Source organism: Methanoculleus sp. UBA208 (assembly GCF_002498065.1).
Classification (GTDB): Archaea; Halobacteriota; Methanomicrobia; order Methanomicrobiales; family Methanoculleaceae; genus Methanoculleus.
The window spans coordinates 16500-34364 of the sequence record NZ_DAFZ01000119.1; the positions used below are offsets into that span (position 1 = coordinate 16500).

A 17865-nucleotide genomic window follows, 5' to 3' on the forward strand; every position below is an offset into this window, starting at 1 on the left:
CGCTACGCTCCCGCCAGTCGCACTTCGCGTGAGGAAGTCGGCGGGCTTCCTCAAGAACTCTAGCGAAGTTCCGGGATCGGGAAAACCCTTATCAGGGGCAGCGCCGGAGTTCCCGTATGGCAGGACCGGATACGCTCGATGAGTATCGCGAGAAGAGGGACTTCTCCCGGACGCCGGAGCCTCCGGGAGAGCGGGAAGCGGCTGCCCATCCCATCTTCGTCATCCAGAAGCACCGCGCGACCACGCTCCACTACGACTTCCGCCTGGAGGCCGGCGGCGTGCTGAAATCCTGGGCGGTTCCGAAAGGACCGTCTCTCGACCCGAAGGAGAAGCGCCTCGCCGTCCCGACGGAGGACCATCCGCTCGATTACGCCGAATTCGAGGGCGTCATCCCGGCGGGGAGTTACGGCGCCGGAACGGTCCTCGTCTGGGACCGGGGGACCTACCAAAACCTCACGGAGAAGGATGGGGAGAAGATCGGGGTCGCCGAGGCCCTCGAGCGGGGCCACGTATCCTTCCGGCTCGAGGGGAAGAAGGTCCGGGGCGGGTATGCCCTCACCCGCTTCAGGACCGGGAAGGGCGAGGCCTGGCTCCTCGTGAAGATGGACGATGCCGAGGCGGATCCGGTCAGGAACCCGGTCGCGACGGAGCCCGGGTCGGTCGTCTCCGGCCGGACGATCGAGGAGATCGCGGCAGAGGGGGATGGATGACGGGCGAGCCACCGCGGAGAAGGGTTCCCGACTTTCCCGTGGAAATGGGTGAGTTCATCTGCCCGGTCTGCGGCAGGCAGTATCCCACGCTCGAAGACCTCCACGACCACGTCAGGCACGCGCACCGCCACCCCCCGGAAGTCCGGTGAGGGCACCTGCCTGCGGCGGGTCCCCGTCCGGAGCCCGTGTTGGGGGTGGGACGGGGGCCGGGGGTGCGCGTCCGGCGGTGGAGATACCGTGTCTCCTGGCCCGGGAGAGGGGGTCCCGTAGTCATCGCCCGGCTGCCTTTCGGTCGTGGTACTGGCCGGTGCGGGAACAAATATTTTCAAATCCCGACTTAACGGTTTTTCACTCCTGAAAAGTAATCCGGGAATCGTACCGAGAAAAGAGTTTGTTTTTAAGACCCCGATAGCCCGTGAAACCCCGGAGCAGAGGTCCCGGAAAAGATTGGGTGCCTGTGTTGAATCATACTTGGTGTGATTTAATCATGGCACACAGCATACTCGGGGGCAAATGGGCCACGCAAAGTCACCAATTTTGAAATCTGTCAAAAATAAGCCGTAGAATTTCGGATACGCAGGGATTGCTCTGGCGTAACCGCTAAATAACCGTTATTCTCCATTAGTGAGATGGATAAGTTTAAAATCTGAACTATCAAAAATTACAGAGATCAATCGATCGCAGATCCTCTCGAAGGTGAGATCATGGCTAGTAAAGTAATGGCAAACAACGTTATGGCAGAGACAGTAAGCGACGCAGAGATCGTTGCACAGTTCAAACAACGTGGTTGTTGGGGACTGTACACGAGCGTGGACATAAAGGGATGCGACCCGGCATCGATCCGGGACGCTGAGAAGATTCATCAGTTCATCATCGAACTGTGCGACCTTATCGACATGAAGAGGTTCGGCGAACCGCAGATCATCCACTTCGGCCCGAATGAGAGGGTCGCAGGGTTCTCCATGACCCAGCTCATCGAGACATCGCTGGTCTCCGGCCACTTCGCGAACGAGACCAACGCGGCCTACCTCGACATCTTCAGCTGCAAGGAATACGAGCCTTCGAAAGCAGCAGAGTTTTGCAGGAACTTTTTTGGAGCAGAGTCGGCAACCTACCAGGTACTGTTCAGGGACTGAATACGAACACGACACCCGGCAAACGCTTCACCGGTAATGTATAACGAAAGAGAGCCGCTGCCATCTCCCGCCGGTCTAACCGGAGACTGCGGCGGGGCGGCCCCCACCCTCGATTTTTCTTGGAGAAAATAGCCCGGACCTCCGGGTCTGGAGATTCGGCCAGGTAGTGGCGGAAAATTGACTCTGTCGAAACACTGTTCTAGCCGTAGAGATCGTAATTGAGGGGCGAGCGACTATCAGGGGTTTGAGCACTCGAAAGTCTTCAAGGCGTGAGCGTCAGCGAACGTGAGCATTGGAGGTGCGAGTAACGACTGTCCTCTGGTAAGTTACAATCCATGCACGGCTTTCCCCCGGGTATCGCCACGTGGGGGTGGGGCTGACGGGGAGTGCGAGCGAGAGCGAGCTTGAGCACCGTTAGGTGCGAGGGGGGAGCTCCCCCCTCCCCTGCCCCCTCCTCCCTATGGTGATATCCGCACGGTCCACTGTATCGGGCACTTTCCTCATTTCGGCCGTTTTGTTTGTTGTAACTTCACCAGATGACACTGATACCGCGGTTCTCCGACCAGTCACCCGCGAAACCATTTCGGGCTTTCAAGATCCGCCTGCACCCATTCAAGCTATCCAACTCGGCACGGCCGATCTGCAGAGCCAGGACTATCCCCGGGACGCCTCTTTACAGGGTTAGAATCCGGCTGAACCGACCGAAAAAAAAGAGTTTCAGGGAGTCTCGTAGGGGTTCCGGAGACCTTTGGCGGTCCCGTCCGCCTTGAGACCGAACGTCTTACGAGCGTCCACGTTCTTCTGGTTCTTCGTGATCTTCTCGGTGGCGAGTTTCGTCACGAGATCGAGGCCGGGCTTGACCTGGTCCATCGCCTTCGTCTCGAAGAGATCGGCGGCCATGGCGCCTTCCCAGACCGCGTTACCCTTCATGCTCCGCACGAAGACCGTGCTCCAGCCGTCGGGGCTCCCAACAGAGCCGCTGGAGATGTCGGCGAGGTTCGCGACGTAGTCCAGGCAGACGTTGCAGCCGGGCTGCACGTACTTGTGGATCAGCTTCAGGGGCATCTGGCTGACTGCACCGCGCTCGGTGTAGACAGTGAACTTGCCCTTGCCGATGTCCATCTTCTTGACGGACTCCATCTTCTGGTTGCAGTGGTCCTCGACGATTGCCTCGAGCGCCTGGTAGGAGAGGTTCTCCATGCAGAAGATGCCGAGCGCGAGGGCGATCTTGTCGTCGACGTCGCGCATGCCGATCGGGTAGAGCTGAGCCTTCCGGACAGCCTGCATCTGGCAGGGCGTGCCGACGATACCGACGCGGTCGAGACCGTAGCTGCGGGTCGCCTCCTTGATCAGGTTGAGGTTCGGGCTGATGGTGTAGCGCGTTCCGGCGGCGGCCAGAAGTTCGGCCTTCGTGGTCACGACCACGGGCTCCGGCTTCCAGGGCTCTTCGCTCGGACCTGCGACGATGGCACCGTCGATGATACCCTCTTCGAGCGCGTACGCGAAGAGCGTCGTGATGATGCCGCCGTCCTGGGACTTCTTTGTGATGTCCTTGTCGGTCGAGCGTGCCGAGATTACGGACTTGTAGTTACCGAGTACGTCCATCTTTCTCACCTCACTCCATGGCTCCCTTGATGGCATCCATGATGCCCTCATAGTTGTTCATGACGTCGAAGTTGAACCAGCTCCGCGGGCACTGCGAGTAGCAGGCGCCGCACTTGATGCAGAGGTCGCGGTTCACGTTCGGCTTGCCGTACTCCATGGTGATGGCACGGACCGGGCAGGTGCCGGCGCAGGTTCCGCATCCCATGCAGAGGCCCTGGTTGATGACATCATACATCAGGTCGCAGCCGCAGGCCTCGTTGCCGCGCTGTGCAAGCTGCATCAGCGGCGTCAGGTATGCGGTCGCGAGGTTCTTCTGTTCGTCGTTGCCCTTCAGCAGCAGGTAGGCCATGACGGCGACGTTCCTGACCTGCTGCGGGCACGGGGGACAGGACGGGATGTAGAGGTCAACATCGACGACCTCGCTGATCGGCACGAACGCTTCGTGACCGGGCTGGTTCCACTGGCCGCCCCGGCAGAACCGCGTAATGTTGCCGTAGGCCGCGCAGGCGCCGTAGGCGACGAGCACCTTCGACTTCTCCCTTGCTTCCTTCAGTTCCTCTACCGACAGTTTGTCGTCAAGACAGCACGAACCCTCGACCAGGCACACGTCCATCTCGGGCACGTGGCGCACGTCGACCAGGGTCAACGCATAGACCAGGTCCGCATAATCATCGAGCAGCTTGAAGAGACCCTCGTAGTTATCCGCAAGCGTAACGAGGCATCCCGTACATCCGCTCAGGTGTAATTCACCTATCGTAATCTTATCTGCCACAGGCTTTTCCTCCTTTTGTACAACTTCCACCTTTTCTTTTACAATCACATCAGAGGGCTTCACCGCGGGCTTCGTCTGCGGCTGGCTTGCCGCCGGCGTCGCCTCAGGCCTGCTCTCCGGGGTTCTTCCCGGCATCTCCGCCGGCTTCTCCCGGCGACGCCCAAAGATGCGTTCCTTGATGGTTGATAGTAGCCCCATACTCTACCCCAATTTCCTCCAGTACGATACGCACTGTTTTGGGAATGGCACCCTCAACCTCCTCAGTGAGCCCCAGTTCAAACTCATGGCTCGCGACACGCTTGGGCTGGCACCCGATGATCGTGATATCGATGATGTCTTTCAATCGCTGTAGCGGCTCGGAAAGGTCCCACGAATGGGCATCCCGGTAGGCGCCCGGCGGCAGGTCTTCGGGCCGGAGCTTCGTCACATCACCGGGATTAGCGCCGAAATCGGCGATATCGATGATGACGAGCTTCTTCACCGGCACCTCCGCATCCTCCATCAGAGTAAAGAGGAAATGAGGGGCGCCAAGGCCGGCGTCGATCACCTTGACGTTGTCGGGCAGTTGTAACTTCTGGAGTTCTTCGACGACTGCAGGGCCGAACCCGTCGTCTCCGTAGAGGGGGTTGCCGCATCCTGCGATCACGATCTCACGGAATAGCATGCGTGTACGCTCACTGAATGAGTTTCTGGGCCACCAGTCTCTTGTCTTCGTCAATCACCAGCATGTGCGTCGCACAGGAGACACAGGGGTCGTATGCACGCATGATGACTTCCGCAAGCCGCCAGGGTGCACCGGTCAGTGCACGGCTGCAGGTGGGGAAGTTCCAGGTGGTCGGGACGAGCATCCCGTAGTACTGTACCCGGCCGTCCTTGACCCGGGCAAGGTGGACGTCGGTTCCACGGGGCGCTTCGTTTGCGGCCCATCCGAGGGTTCCGTCGCCCTGCGGGATCTCGTCGGCGAGCACCGATCCGGAGGTGTCAAGCGCATCCACGGCCTCGATGATGCCGTAGGCGGTCTCGGGGAACTCCATCTGGCGTGCGACCTGCAGGCCGATGGCGCCCTTCTCGTCGTAGTTCTTGAACTGGACCAGGCGTGCACGCGGTCCGACCTCGACGGGCTGGCCGTCATAGAGCGGGACGCCGGTGCAGGCCTCCATCTGGGGCCAGGCCTTGTTCCCTACGGGGGTGGTGCCGCCGATCGGGTAGTTCGGGTCGGCCTCGTCGATCTCGACCTCGCCCATGTACCAGTCCCAGGGGCGGACTTCGGTGAACCGCTCGGGGAACCAGGTCGGGTTCTCGTCGAGACTGGAGCTGCCGTACATCGGCGCGGTGGCCATGTAGCCCTGGTTGTGGTAGCCGAGGTCGTCGGGGATCGGGACTTCGACACCGCCGACTTCAGCCCAGTCGCGCTTCTGGTAGTTCCGGAAGACCGCGGTCATGAACTCCATCTGCTCCTGCGCGAGCACCCGGGATTCCTTCGCGAGATCGTAGATCTTCGCCTTCGCACGCGGGCTGATGTTCTTGTACATACCGCCGACGCGGGGGTTGCTCGGGTGGATTGCCTCTCCGCCGACGATCTCGCCGATGGTCTGGCCGATCTCACGGAGCCGCTGGATACGAAGAGCAACGCTCCTGACCGGTTCTTCCTTGGTGAAGGGGTTGATCTTTACGTCGGTTCCGGGGATGTACATGTCCGGGAGGGACAGGATGTTATGAAGGGCGTGGCTGTGCATCCTGTTGGCACACTGCAGGATGTAACGCAGGAGTTTTGCGTCCTCGGGGATCTCGCACCCGATGGAAGCCTCCATCGCCTCGACACCCGCCAGGGTGTGCGCGATGGGGCAGATACCGCAGACGCGGGATGCAATCTTTGGAACCTGCTCCATCGTCTTGCCGATGGCGAGTTTCTCGACTCCCCTAACCGGGGTGATGCTGAGCCAGTCTCCACGCTCGACGATGCCGTCATCGTTGACCTTCAGAACGAGCTTTGAATGGCCTTCATGTCTCGTTGTTGGGGAAATCTCTACAACTTTCGACAAATATATCGCCTCATTCCGATATTATGATGTTCTGAACACTATACTGGTGTTACCACACAATTCTGTACTGAAAACGTACGCGAGTACGTCAACAGGGATTATGAAGAAAACAGAGTTTATATCTTTCGCTCAAGAACTTTCTGGAATGTTACGATTTACGTAAGACGTAATAAAGAATGTCAAAATGTGTTAACTATCTATAAAAAATGTAAAATAATATTCTGTTTATAATGTACCTTCGTCCATCTCCGCGATGAGCTCTGCTATCGTCGCTTTTCGTTCCGCGTACGCATTATGCTGATGGATACTCTCCTCGTTCGTCTGCTTTATGGTGACCACCGTGTCCCCGGGAAGATCCCGGAACTGCGCGATCACTTTGCGGGCCATTTCACGAACGCAGTCTTCGACGAACCGGGGGTTCTTGTGGGCTTCCATCACCACGTAACTCTCGTCGCCCCGCTTGAGGAGCTCGTAGATGCGCGCACTCATGGAATCCTTCAGGATCTTGATGATCTTCTCGAGGCTGATGTGCTGGTCGTCGTCGATCTCGACGCAGAGGAAACCCCGTCCGCGCTGGTTGTGGCTGGCCATCGGCACCTCGTCGAAGAACGCCTCGATCTTGTCCCCCTCAACGCCGAGATTCTCGAGGACATGCAGGGCATGGTCCTTCATGATGTTCTGGGCGCAGGGGCAGGCGGTCATCCCCGTAACTTCGGCGCCGATGCTCTTTCGGATGATCGGGTTTCCTTCGTTCCGCTGGGCTATTGCTCTCGCGTGGACGTTCACGACCTCATGGCAGCTCGTCTCGCTGACCGGCGTCTCCCGCCGGACCATAAACTGGCTCCGCATCCGGACCTCGGTCCGTTCCGCGTACTCGTGCCGATCGAGGAGTTTCCTCGCCACTGCGCTACAGAGTTCCTCGATCTCCTTTACATCCCCGTCGATGGCCTGCTGCAGCACGTCATCGATCACCTCGAAGTTCCGGGAGAGGTTTGCACCTTTGAGGCTCCCCGGGAGGTCGACGAAGACGTCGAATTTGGAGATGAATATGACCGGCCGCTTACCGGGTCGGGCGACTTCAACGAGTTTTTGGACGTTTTTGACACCCACCCTGGTAAGGTTGATATGGACCTCCGGCAGGCTGGACTGGACATCTGGCAGTTCCATTACAAATCCTCAATAGCGTATAGTAGGTAAGGTTTCTCTTCATCAACCTTAAAATGACCCACAGTGCACCACCGGGGTTCTTCGATATAATATTTATCAGGTTTGCTGTCCAACCGGGAGTGAGAGCCTATGGTGCAAAAATACTATGAGTCCGATGCGGACCCCGGCACCCTGGAGGGCAAGACCATCGCCGTCGTCGGCTATGGTTCCCAGGGCCGCGGACAGGCGCTGAACCTGCGTGATTCCGGCTGCCAGGTCGTCATCGGCCTGCGGCCCGGCAGCAGCTGGCAGAGAGCATCCGAAGACGGTTTCGAGGTCTATTCCGTGGCCGACGCAGTCAAGCGTGCCGATATCATCCAGATCCTCCTCCCCGACGAGAACCAGGCGGCCGTCTACCGCGCCGAGATCAGCCCCAATATCAGAGAAAACGCCTGCCTGATGTTTTCCCACGGATTCAACATCCACTACGGTCAGATCGTCCCCCCACCCACCGTCGACGTGGTCATGGTCGCTCCGAAGGGCCCCGGCCACATGGTACGGCGGACCTATGAAGAGGGAAAAGGTGTCCCGGCCCTCATCGCCATTCACCAGGACGCCACGGGGAAAGCGCACGCCATCGCGCTCGCCTACGCCCGGGGGATCGGCGCGACCCGTGCGGTCGTGCTCGAGACGACGTTTGCCGAGGAAACCGAGACCGATCTCTTCGGGGAGCAGGCGGTCCTCTGCGGCGGGATTACCTCGCTCATCAAGGCCGGGTTCGAGACCCTGGTGGACGCCGGGTATGCGCCCGAGATGGCCTATCTCGAAGTCCTGCACGAGACGAAGCTCATCGTCGACCTGATCTACGAAGGCGGGTTTACGAAGATGCGCGACTCGATCAGCAACACCGCCCAGTACGGCGACCTGACCCGTGGCCCCCGCGTCATCGGGCCGGAGACCTACGTGGCGATGCAGGAGATCCTCGAGGAGATCCGGAACGGTGAGTTCGCGAAGGAGTGGATGCTTGAGAACATGGTGAACCGCCCGGTCTTTAACGCGCTGACGAGAGCGGACGAGGAGCACCTGATCGAAGAGGTCGGGAAGGAACTCCGTTCGTTCATGCCGCAGTTTCGGAAGTAACATCCCTCTCTTTTTCCCGGCCGATGGCCCTGCAGGCCTCATGCAGCCCTAGGTAACCATACATGTCCTTCGCGCCTCGCACCTTCGGTGCTCGAGCTCCTTCCCCTTCGTGGAAGTCGCACTTCGCGTGAGGTACTGTTGCTATGGGGTAGTAATGGCATCTCACGCGAAGCCGCGAAGAGCGCGAAGTCCAGCGTATGGATGCTGGTAACTGCCCTTCGCGCCTTCGCGTGAGGCAACGAGGTATGGCTTGGCTCTGGGATTCTGTTTCATAACCCCGGGACAGGTAGCAACCCGTTTATACCCGCCGGTGGTACTCTCCGGTATGTCAGTCTGCATCATCTATCACTCGGAGACCGGCACTACCCGGGCGGTCGCCGAACAGGTCGCCGCCCTGATCGGCGCCGATCTCATCGAAGTAAAGGATCTCGCGGGCTACTCGAAGGTGGGGATGTACCTGAAAGGCGCTCCCCGGGCCGCGCAGGGGAAAAAGAACGAGATAGAGCCGGCCGTCATCGACGTCTCCGGCTACGGCACCGTCGTCGTCGGAACCCCCGTATGGGCCGGCAACCCGACACCCGCGATCAACGCTGCCGTTGCCGCTCTCGCGGGCATCGAGGGGAAGGCTGCGGTCGCCTTCTGCACCTCGCGCGGGGCGCCGAGGGGGACGCTCGAGCGGATGGAGGAGATGCTTGCGGGCCGGGGTGCCGATGTCAGGGGAGCGGTCCCGCTCACGGCGGGAGACGTGAAAAATCCGGAGGCGGTGGAAGTCCTGGCCGATCTCGTCCGCCGGTCGGAAAAAGAGGGGATTGTTCAGTAGCGCATCGTCCGGGTCGTCGTGGAGAGCGCTGTCTCGAGTTCCTCCGGCGTGATGACGACCGTCCCGTCACTCAGCCGGAGGGTGAGGGCGTCGCCTCTTACCGTGCCGATGACCCGGTGCTCCGTCCCGGCGAGGGCCGCTTCATCCTGAACCGCGACCAGGAACCGGCCGTAGGTCTCGGAGAAGAGCTCCTCCAGGGGGTCGCCGGCGAGCGTGACGTCGGAACGCGGCGCGGCCTTTGCGAGCGCCGCAAGGAGCCCGCCTCTGGAGAGGTCGGTCGCGGCCGTGACCTTACCGTCCCGGACAAGGCCGCGGACGACGGCGACGACGGCCGGGTCCGCCATCGCGGGCGCGGACCCGCCGCAACCGGTTACGGCATCGAGGACCGATCCGCCGAAGTCGGGCTCAGTCCCCCCGATCAGGGCGAGTTTCTCGCCTTCGGCCGGTGCCGTCCACTCCCGGACCTCTCCTCTTCCTGCCATTCCGAGCGACGGCGTGGGCCTGATCTGCGTCTCGAACTCGTCGCTCTCGTTGTAGAGCGAGACGTTGCCGCCGACGATCGGGGTTCCAATCTTCCGTGCCGCATCCCCGAGGCCGAGGACGGACTGCTCGATCTGCCAGGCGATCTCCGGGTGCTCGGGACTCGCGAAGTTCAGGCAGTCGACGATGCAGAGCGGGTCTGCGCCGAGGCAGGCGAGGTTGCTCGCGTTCTCGATGACGGCGTTCGCCGTCCCTTCGAAGGGTTTTAAGTATATGTGCCGGGGGTTGCACCCGCAGGAGAGGACGAGCGCTTTGTCCTCCAGGCGGAGGACGGCGGCGTCGTGAAGGAGCGAGACCGACCGGAGCTGGACGTCCTTGTCGTACTGCTCGTAGACCCAGTCTTTCCGGGCCACGTCCGGGTGCGCGAGCACCGCGAGTGCGAGGTCTTTTACCGGCTTCTTTGGGCGGACAAACGGCGTCTCCGCGGAGTAGGGCGACTTCTCCCAGGCGCAGAGCGGCGCTCCGCCGACCAGGAGGTCTATGGGCAGGTCGGCGACGACCTCGCCGTGGAACTTCACGATATAGCGGGCTTCACCGATCACCTCGCCGATGTCGCTCCACCGGAGGTCGTACTTCTCCGCGATCTCCCCCATCAGGGCGACGTCTTCAGGCGCCACCTCGACGAGCATCCGCTCCTGCGACTCGGCAAGCATGATCTCCCGCGGCACCATCCCGGTCTCCCGGAGGTGGACGCGGTCGGCGTGGAGCACCGCCCCGAAGGTGCTTGCCATCTCGCTCGACGCCCCGGCAAGCCCCGCCGCCCCGAGGTCGCGGCAGGAGAGGACCTTCCCGGTCCCGGCCATCGCGAGGATCGCGTCGATGAGGAGCTTCTCGGTGTAGGGGTCGCCGACCTGGACGCTCGGCCGGTCGGCGGCCTCCGAGTCCTCGGAGAGGTCACGGGACGCAAACGACGCCCCGCCGAGGCCGTCCCGCCCGGTCGAGGAGCCGATCAGGACCAGGTGGCTGCCGGGCTTCTTCACCCGGGCGGTGATGTAGCGACCGGGGTCCACGGTCCCGACGCAGACGACGTTCACGAGCGGGTTGCCCGAGTAGGAGGGGTCGAAGACGAGTTCTCCCCGGACGACCGGCACCCCGATGCAGTTGCCGTAATCCCCGATCCCGGCGACGACGTGCTCGACGAGGTAGCGGTTCTTTTCGCTCTCGAGGGGGCCGAAGTAGAGCGGGTCCATCAGGGCGACGGGGCGGGCAGCCATGGAGAGGATGTCGCGGACGATGCCGCCGACCCCGGTGGCGGCGCCGTCGTAAGGGTCTACGTAACTGGGGTGGTTATGGCTCTCCATCCCGATGGCCAGGGCACAGGTGTCGCTGAACCGCACGATTGCGGCGTCGTCCCCCGGGCCGAGCAGCACCTCGCTCCCTTCGGTAGGGAGCGTCTTGAGAAGGGGTTTCGTGGACCGGTAACTGCAGTGTTCGCTCCAGAGATTTTCAAAACAGGCGAGTTCGACGTCGGTTAAGTCGCGTCCGAGGGTTTTTCGCAGCAATGCAAGGTCCTGAGCCGATAACATACTATAAAACTGGTGGGTTGCCCATCTACATAAGCGTGTGCAAGCCCCAAATGAGGTACTCACTTTTTGACGTCGCGCGACCAATAGTGAGGTATGACCCCGTCATACGAAGACCTTCTGAAGGAGGCTTATACCAATATCACGGAGCCGACGGAGTTTGAAGATCGGTTCACGGTTCCTGCCGCCCGCGCCTTCATCGAGGGGAAGACCACGGTCCTTGAGAACTTCGCTGAGATTGCGGGCATCCTCCGGCGCGACCAGGATCACCTGATGAAGCACCTCCTCGGGGAGCTCGGCACCGCCGGCAAGATCGAAGGGACGCGGGCCGTCTTCTCGGGGAAGTTCGAGCAGGAGCAGATCAACACGATCATCAAAGGCTACGTCGATGATTACGTCATCTGCTCGGAGTGCGGAAAGCCCGATACCCGTCTCGTTAAGACCGACCGGATCCTGACGCTGCGGTGCGACGCCTGCGGCGGTCACCGGCCGGTCCGAAAGCGGAAAGCGATAGTAGATCCTTCTGCGGCGTCGAAACCGACCGAGGGCGCCATCATGGACGTCACCCCGCAGTTCCTCTCGAAGCGCGGCGATGGCGTGGTGAAGATCGACCGCTACACCATGTATGTCGCGAATGCAAAACCGGGCCAGACGGTGAAGATCAAAATTACCCGGATCGCCGGGACGATCATCTTCACCGAGCGGGTCGACTGATCGCGTCGTTTTTGATCTCCACCCACATCCCCTCTTCCTCCTCCCGTATCCTGGCGTGGGCGACACCGCTCGCGGCGAGTTCCCGGCGGAGCACGTCCGGGGCCGCCCGCCCGCTCCGCCGGGCGACGTCCCGGTCCCAGTCCGGGTTCCGCTGCCGCATCTTGGCAAAGATTGACTCGCGGAGCGCGGGAGTCCCGAAGCTGCCGCCGACATACGCAACGCCGCCGGGCCGGAGCACCCGTTCGATCTCGCGGAACGCCTGCGGCCGGTCTTCCCAGAAGTAGATCGAACCGCGGCTGATGATAAGCGAGACGATGTTATCGCGGATCGGCATGCAGTGGACGTCCCCGGTGACCGGGATCACCCGGTCGGGCGTTCCTGCGGCGGTCTTTTGGGCAATCCGGGACATCGCCGGATCGGCGTCGAGCGCGATGACAGAGAGTTTGCTCTTCTGTGCGAGCGCGATGGAGAGGAGGCCGGGACCGCTCCCGAGGTCGAGCGCGACCCCGTCCCGTATCCCGGACCACGCGAGCGCCTGCTCTGCGATGACGGGATAGATGGGGGCAAAGACTTCCCGGGCAATCCGGGCGAAGCCTTCGGCGCTCTTTCTCATGCCTATCTATGCGGTCCCGAGGGCTTCCATCTGCCGGAGGAGTTCGCCGGCGTAGCCGGAGAGCCGCTTTGCCGCGTCCGTTATTGCAAGAAGAGGAGACCGGCCGTTGACCGTGGTGACGACCAGCTCGGGGTCTGCGAACAGGAATTGCTGTCTGTGCTGCGCCACGTCCACATCGGGATCGTTGATGAGTTCGGCGGCGAGCGCGTTTATGTACGTCTTCCCTTCGCCTTCAAAGAGGATCCGGGCCTTGTCGTCAGTCAGCTCCAGGAGTTTGAGTTTCATGGCCATACGCACCCTATGTTTGGTCCCGGGAGGGGTATATAAGTATGGGTGAGGTGAAGCGCCGGGCGGTTCGATGGTGAGCCCGAAGGCTCTCACCGGTCCGCTCCCGGTAGAATAACTCCGTCCGGGCTGGCTCGGGCTCCGGTCGATTGCTGCATGCTTTTCGATCGAAACGCCTCGGCGTGTAGCCGATGGTGACAGAAAAGGGATATAGAAGAACGTTGAGTTCTCAACCATGGGTTTCGCAGGCGGCGCCTGCAACGGTGCGAACGTTCGCCCGGCCGGTAACGAATTGGATGGGCGAACGTCCTGCGCCCGGAAGCGATGGGGACGCATGCTCTTCCTGCACTTGACGGCATGCCTCTGCCTCCGTGAGTTCCCTGAAGGAGTGTGAAATGAGCGGAAAAATCGGAATGCAGGCATTCTCCGTCCCCCTCGCCGTGCTGCTGGTGGGTGTTATGGTGGTGCCGGCGATGGCTGCGGATGCCGGGGCACCCGATATTGAGAAGCTGGACATCGTTGATGCAGCAGCACTCCAGGAACGCTCTCCCTCGTTCATCAGCGAACTTCGAAGTGAGGGGTGCTCCGAAGAAGAGATTGCCGAGGCAATCCGTAGCCTGCCGCGAGTTTCATACCTTGACGGATGGACCGAGGCGGATGATAGGCGGGTATCGCCCCTTTTGCAGCAGGCAAGGGATGAACTGAACTACTCGATGCACGGCGGGATAGATCTCCCGACGGGGGTTCGGGCCTCGGGGCCCGGGCATATCGACACGCCGCTTACAGAACCCGGTTCTCAAGCGGATGCGGCCGTCGTTGCCCGTTCCAATCCGGGGGCTGCCAGAACAATCCTGTACCCCTCCGGAGGCCTCCGGGATCAGGAACCGGCAGCGTCTGCCGCGAAACTCCAATCTTCCCAACCGGTCTTCACCGGACCGGGGATCGAAGACCTCAAAGCCGCCCTGAACAGGCGGGAACCCGTCACCGTCACGCTCGGGGGGCTTCCCTCTTCGAAAGGCGGAAAAGGGATAGCGCTCTCAGGCTTCACCGCCGCCACGAAAGATCTGATACGGGAACGCTACCTCTACCCCAACGGCTCTCTCATCGGGTACGGCCACGACATCGACGGGTATCTGCGGGTGGGCATCTGGAACGGCCCGCCCCCGCCGGAGAACGTCTCCTCGATAGATGCGGTGTATGCGATGCTCGATACGCGGGCAAGGGAGATGGGAATCGAGGATATTCCGGTGAAGTTCACGGTATTCATCTCCCCGCCGGAGCTGGCCATCGGCCCCCGGATGGATTCGTCGGCGTGGACGCGTCTCTGCGGTGCAACGTGAGGGAGCCCTGATCGTGGCCGCAGTCCCAACTCAACCCCACACGGTTTATCACCCGCCGCTCCCAATACCTACAGAAGAGGTTGCACCATGGAGATCGCGTTCACCAAACTGCAGGGAAACGGCAACGACTTCGTCCTGATCGACGAGCACGACGGGGAGGTCATCCCCGAGGATATGAAGGGAGCGTTTGCGGCGCTCTTCTGCGACCGCAGGTTCGGCATCGGCGCCGACGGCATCCTCTTCCTCCAGGCGTCTGAAACGGCCGAGATCCGGATGCGGCTCTTCCAGCCCGACGAGAGCGAGGCCGAGATGTGCGGAAACGGCATTCGCTGCCTCGCGAAGTACGCTTACGACGCCGGATACGTGAAAGAGACCTGCTCGGTCGAGACCGGGGCCGGGATCGTGGCGGTGACGATGGGCTACGCGGACGACGAGTTCACCGCGACGATCACGATGCCGACACCGGCGTTCGAGCGGAGCGCGGTTCCCGCCACCGGGGACGGCGAATACAAAGAGGAGATCCGCAACTTCACCGTCTACGCCGCGAACACCGGCGTCCCGCACGCCGTCGTCTTCGTGAAGGAGATCGGCGCCGTCGATATCGCCGCCATCGGCCCCGCGATACGGAACCACCCCACCTTCCCGGAGGGCGCGAACGTCAACTTCGTCGAGGACGCCGGTGATAGCACGCTCCGGATCCGGACGTTCGAGCGCGGCGTCGAGGGCGAGACCGAGAGCTGTGGCACCGGCGCGACGGCGTCCGCCGCGGTCGCCCGGCATCTCGGCAAAGTCGGGGATACGGTAAGGGTCGAGACAAAAGGCGGCCCGCTCGTGATCCGGTTCGGGGAGACCGTCACGATGGAAGGCCCCGCCGAGACGGTCTTTGCGGGCGTTATACCGTTCTGATCCCGTCTCCGGTGATCACGAAATCGAACGAGATTCCTTCCGGCCGGGACCGGTGCTTCCGGAGCATCGCCCGCCGGACACCATCCTTCTTTTCAAGCCGTATGATGGCCTTCGAGAGGTGCTCGAGCGCCGTTCCCCCGAGCCCCGCCACACGGTCCCGCTCCACGTCCATGTAGATCTGGTTGGTGATCAGGACCGGGATGTCGTACTTCTTTGCGAGGCCCAGGAGTTTTATCATATGGTGCGAGAGTTTTCGCAGTGCCTCCCGGCCGAGGTCGAGTTCGGTCCGGTAGAGGGCGGTCGCCGAGTCCATCACCAGCAGCCCCACGGGGGCGTGGCCGTTCTTTTTAAGCAGCCCTTCCGTATCGGCGATCATCGCTCCCTGCTGGGCGAAGTCGATCGGCTCGAAGAGGTAGAGCCGGTCCGCGAACGCCCCGGCGTTCTCCCCGGCAAGCTGGCTGAATCGCTCCACAGAGAATCCTTCGGTGTCGATGTAGACGACCGAGTTCCCGGCCCGGAGGGAGGCCACCGCCGCCATGAGGCAGAAGGTGCTCTTGCCGCTCGCGGGCTCGCCGTAGATCTGGGTGATCGTCCGCCGCTCGAGCCCGCCGCCGAGCAGGTCGTCGAGGGCCTGGCTTCCCGTGCTGACCCGGTCCGGCTTCATGGCGCGAGCACACCCCGCTCGATGAAGAGGCGGCGTGCAGCCGCTTCCACGGTCCCGGCGACCTCGCGGAGCGGGAGCCCTGTCTCCCGTGCGCACGCGGCCGCCTGTTCGTACTCCGCCTTGAAGGAGGTTATCTTCCCTCCCGACCAGCCGCACTTCACGTCGATCGTCGTCTCCTTCCCCCGGATGGTCACCGTGACCGCCTCAACCGTCCGTTCGGCGACCGAACGGTGCACCATCGGTATGCACCGTATCCCGAGCGTCCCGAGCTCCCGGGCCATCACCCCGATGAGGCGGTCGGTCGCGTCGGGGCGGCAGATCACCCGGACGAGGTGGCCGCTCCGTCCCTTCTTCATCACGACGGGAGTGGCGCTTGCGTCCCGGGCCCCCTCCTCCATCAGGCGGCCGATCGTGTAGGCGAGGGCTTCCCCGGTGACGTCGTCCACGTTCGTCTCGAGGATGTCGACCCGGTCGCCTTCGGGAGCCTCTTTTGCAGAGAGAAGCATCGAACGGATGACGTTCGGCCTTCCCGGTGGATTCCTGCTTCCCGCCCCGTACCCGACCGCCCTGATCTCCGCCGGGCCGATATCCTCCGGGCGGACGGTCGCGAACTCGGCGAGGAGCGCGGCTCCGGTCGGGGTGCAGAGTTCCCGCTCCTCGTCCCCGGGAACCGTCGCGAGATCCGATTCCGCGAGGATTGCGACCGTCGCCGGTGCAGGGACGGGGAAGGTGCCGTGCGCACCGACCGCAAATCCCCGGCCGAGCGCCACCGGGAGGACGGCCACGCCGTCAGGGGCGAGGGAGTGGAGGGCGGTGCAGGCTCCCACCACATCGGCGATCGCGTCGTCCGCACCCACCTCGTGGAAGTGCGCCCCCTCTCCGTGGATACTCTCCTCGGCCCGGTGTATCCGGAGAAATACCCGTCGTGCCATCTCTTGAGCCGGGGCGGGAGCGACGCTCCCGCCCACCCGGTCGAGCACCTCGTCGAGGCTACGGTGGTGCACCGGGGCATGCGCTCTCACCTGGACGGCCCGGATCCCGGAGCGGTCTACCCGTTCGATTGTCGGTTCCCCGACGACGGAGCGCATGGCTGCCCTGACAAGCCCTTCATCGGCTCCCAGATCGAGAAGGGTTCCGATGATCATGTCGCCTGCGGCTCCGTTGAACGGATCGAAGAGAAGTATAATCATGCGTCTCCAGTACTTATAAATCCCCGAAATATAAGAACTAGAGGTAATGCCCGAGATATACTTGAAGGTAGATAGCGCTTATCCTGAGGATCAGGGGGCAGGCAAGGCACGGCTTGACCCCGATACCATGTTGCAGCTCAGGCTCAACCCGGGAGACCTCGTTGCAATCGAAGGAAAGCGCCGCACCGTGGCCAAGGTCTGGCGTGCCATGGTTAACGACTGGCACCAGGGTAAGGTCCGGATCGATAATTTTACCCGGCTCAATACCGGTGCGAGCATAGGGGACCGGGTAAAGATAAAGACGCTCGATGAGGAAGCCGAGGCAAAAAGGGTCGTGCTCGCGCCGCCCGAAGACCTCCCGAAACAGCTCCCCATCAACTACGGCAGCGTTGTCAACAAGCTGATCGACTTTCCGGTCGTCAAAAACGACTCCGTGCCGATCCAGGCGGGGCTCCCGTTCATGCAGCCCCAGCTCGTCGCGTTCAAAGCCGTGGTGGTCGAGCCGGAGAACGCCGTGATCATCACCAAGAACACGAAGATCGAGTTCTCCGAGAAGCCTGCGGCCGGGTTTGAGGGCGTGAAACGGATCAGCTACGAGGACATCGGCGGCCTCAAGGGCGAACTGCAGCGTGTCCGCGAGACGATCGAACTGCCCATGCGGCACCCGGAGATCTTTCGCAAGCTCGGGATCGAGCCCCCGAAGGGCGTCCTCCTCTACG

At 62.0% G+C, this 17865-nt stretch carries 18 protein-coding genes and 1 pseudogene; 9 read left to right on the plus strand and 10 right to left on the minus strand.

Translation table 11 applies throughout. The features are described 5' to 3' along the window. Positions 1–116: 116 nt before the first annotated feature. The 3 genes from BRA62_RS12435 (at position 117) to speD (ending at position 1846) form a co-directional block, all read left to right on the plus strand. Positions 117–710 (plus strand): DNA polymerase ligase N-terminal domain-containing protein, encoded by a 594-nt coding sequence (locus tag BRA62_RS12435; RefSeq protein WP_292367087.1) that lies wholly within the window; start codon positions 117–119, stop codon positions 708–710. After that, positions 707–859, plus strand: a complete 153-nt coding sequence (locus BRA62_RS12440; protein WP_292367089.1) for a hypothetical protein — start codon at positions 707–709, stop codon at positions 857–859. The genes BRA62_RS12435 and BRA62_RS12440 overlap by 4 nt, the downstream gene beginning before the upstream one ends. A gap of 555 nt (positions 860–1414) precedes the next feature. Beyond that, the gene (gene speD / locus BRA62_RS12445; protein ID WP_292367091.1) at positions 1415–1846 is read left to right on the plus strand and encodes an S-adenosylmethionine decarboxylase; all 432 of its coding nucleotides are present in this window, start codon (positions 1415–1417) and stop codon (positions 1844–1846) included. A 717-nt stretch (positions 1847–2563) separates the two neighbouring features. Here speD and frhB read toward each other — a convergent pair. The 5 genes from frhB to mptA form a co-directional block, all read right to left on the minus strand. Continuing rightward, entirely contained in the window at positions 2564–3451 is an 888-nt protein-coding gene (frhB, locus tag BRA62_RS12450; protein WP_292367093.1) for a coenzyme F420 hydrogenase subunit beta, read from the minus strand. A gap of 10 nt (positions 3452–3461) precedes the next feature. Further along, on the minus strand, positions 3462–4223 hold the full coding sequence (gene frhG, locus BRA62_RS12455) for a coenzyme F420 hydrogenase subunit gamma (RefSeq protein ID WP_292367095.1): 762 nt from the start codon (positions 4221–4223) through the stop codon (positions 3462–3464). 103 nt (positions 4224–4326) lie between these two features. Further along, positions 4327–4887: a coenzyme F420-reducing hydrogenase, FrhD protein gene (gene frhD, locus BRA62_RS12460; RefSeq protein ID WP_292367097.1), complete on the minus strand. Its 561-nt coding sequence runs from the start codon at positions 4885–4887 to the stop codon at positions 4327–4329. A gap of 10 nt (positions 4888–4897) precedes the next feature. Continuing rightward, on the minus strand, positions 4898–6265 hold the full coding sequence (gene frhA / locus BRA62_RS12465; protein ID WP_292367100.1) for a coenzyme F420 hydrogenase subunit alpha: 1368 nt from the start codon (positions 6263–6265) through the stop codon (positions 4898–4900). A gap of 225 nt (positions 6266–6490) precedes the next feature. Beyond that, positions 6491–7432, minus strand: a complete 942-nt coding sequence (gene mptA / locus BRA62_RS12470) for a GTP cyclohydrolase MptA (RefSeq protein WP_292367102.1) — start codon at positions 7430–7432, stop codon at positions 6491–6493. A gap of 129 nt (positions 7433–7561) precedes the next feature. Between mptA and ilvC the strand changes: the two genes are divergently transcribed. Further along, positions 7562–8551 (plus strand): ketol-acid reductoisomerase, encoded by a 990-nt coding sequence (ilvC, locus tag BRA62_RS12475; protein WP_292367104.1) that lies wholly within the window; start codon positions 7562–7564, stop codon positions 8549–8551. 325 nt (positions 8552–8876) lie between these two features. After that, on the plus strand, positions 8877–9371 hold the full coding sequence (locus BRA62_RS12480; protein WP_292367106.1) for a flavodoxin family protein: 495 nt from the start codon (positions 8877–8879) through the stop codon (positions 9369–9371). Here BRA62_RS12480 and purL read toward each other — a convergent pair. Next, the gene (gene purL, locus BRA62_RS12485) at positions 9365–11437 is read right to left on the minus strand and encodes a phosphoribosylformylglycinamidine synthase subunit PurL (RefSeq protein ID WP_292367108.1); all 2073 of its coding nucleotides are present in this window, start codon (positions 11435–11437) and stop codon (positions 9365–9367) included. The genes BRA62_RS12480 and purL overlap by 7 nt on opposite strands. Before the next feature lie 93 nt (positions 11438–11530). Between purL and BRA62_RS12490 the strand changes: the two genes are divergently transcribed. Beyond that, positions 11531–12148, plus strand: coding sequence for a translation initiation factor IF-2 subunit beta (locus tag BRA62_RS12490; RefSeq protein WP_292367110.1), 618 nt, complete (start codon positions 11531–11533; stop codon positions 12146–12148). Here the strand turns inward: BRA62_RS12490 and BRA62_RS12495 are convergent. Both BRA62_RS12495 and BRA62_RS12500 read right to left on the minus strand, forming a co-directional pair. Beyond that, positions 12129–12761 carry a class I SAM-dependent methyltransferase gene (locus BRA62_RS12495; RefSeq protein WP_292367111.1) on the minus strand — a complete coding sequence of 211 codons (633 nt, stop codon included), beginning with the start codon at positions 12759–12761 and terminating at the stop codon, positions 12129–12131. The genes BRA62_RS12490 and BRA62_RS12495 overlap by 20 nt on opposite strands. Positions 12762–12767: 6 nt before the next feature. Then, positions 12768–13046, minus strand: coding sequence for a DNA-directed RNA polymerase subunit L (locus tag BRA62_RS12500; RefSeq protein WP_292367113.1), 279 nt, complete (start codon positions 13044–13046; stop codon positions 12768–12770). 395 nt (positions 13047–13441) lie between these two features. Here BRA62_RS12500 and BRA62_RS12505 point away from each other — a divergent pair, with 395 nt between their 5' ends. Both BRA62_RS12505 and dapF read left to right on the plus strand, forming a co-directional pair. Next, positions 13442–14386, plus strand: a complete 945-nt coding sequence (locus tag BRA62_RS12505; protein ID WP_292367114.1) for a hypothetical protein — start codon at positions 13442–13444, stop codon at positions 14384–14386. Positions 14387–14473: 87 nt separating this feature from the next. After that, entirely contained in the window at positions 14474–15292 is an 819-nt protein-coding gene (dapF, locus tag BRA62_RS12510; RefSeq protein WP_292367116.1) for a diaminopimelate epimerase, read from the plus strand. Here the strand turns inward: dapF and radB are convergent. Both radB and larC read right to left on the minus strand, forming a co-directional pair. Further along, complete coding sequence (gene radB / locus BRA62_RS12515) at positions 15279–15956, minus strand: DNA repair and recombination protein RadB (RefSeq protein WP_292367118.1); 678 nt, start codon at positions 15954–15956, stop codon at positions 15279–15281. The genes dapF and radB overlap by 14 nt on opposite strands. Then, a complete protein-coding gene (gene larC / locus BRA62_RS12520) occupies positions 15953–17146 on the minus strand; it encodes a nickel pincer cofactor biosynthesis protein LarC (RefSeq protein WP_292367120.1) in 1194 nt (397 codons plus the stop codon). Before larC ends, radB begins: the two co-directional genes overlap by 4 nt. Before the next feature lie 46 nt (positions 17147–17192). Between larC and BRA62_RS12525 the strand changes: the two are divergent. Then, positions 17193–17865: pseudogene (locus tag BRA62_RS12525) on the plus strand (ATPase); the annotation flags it as partial.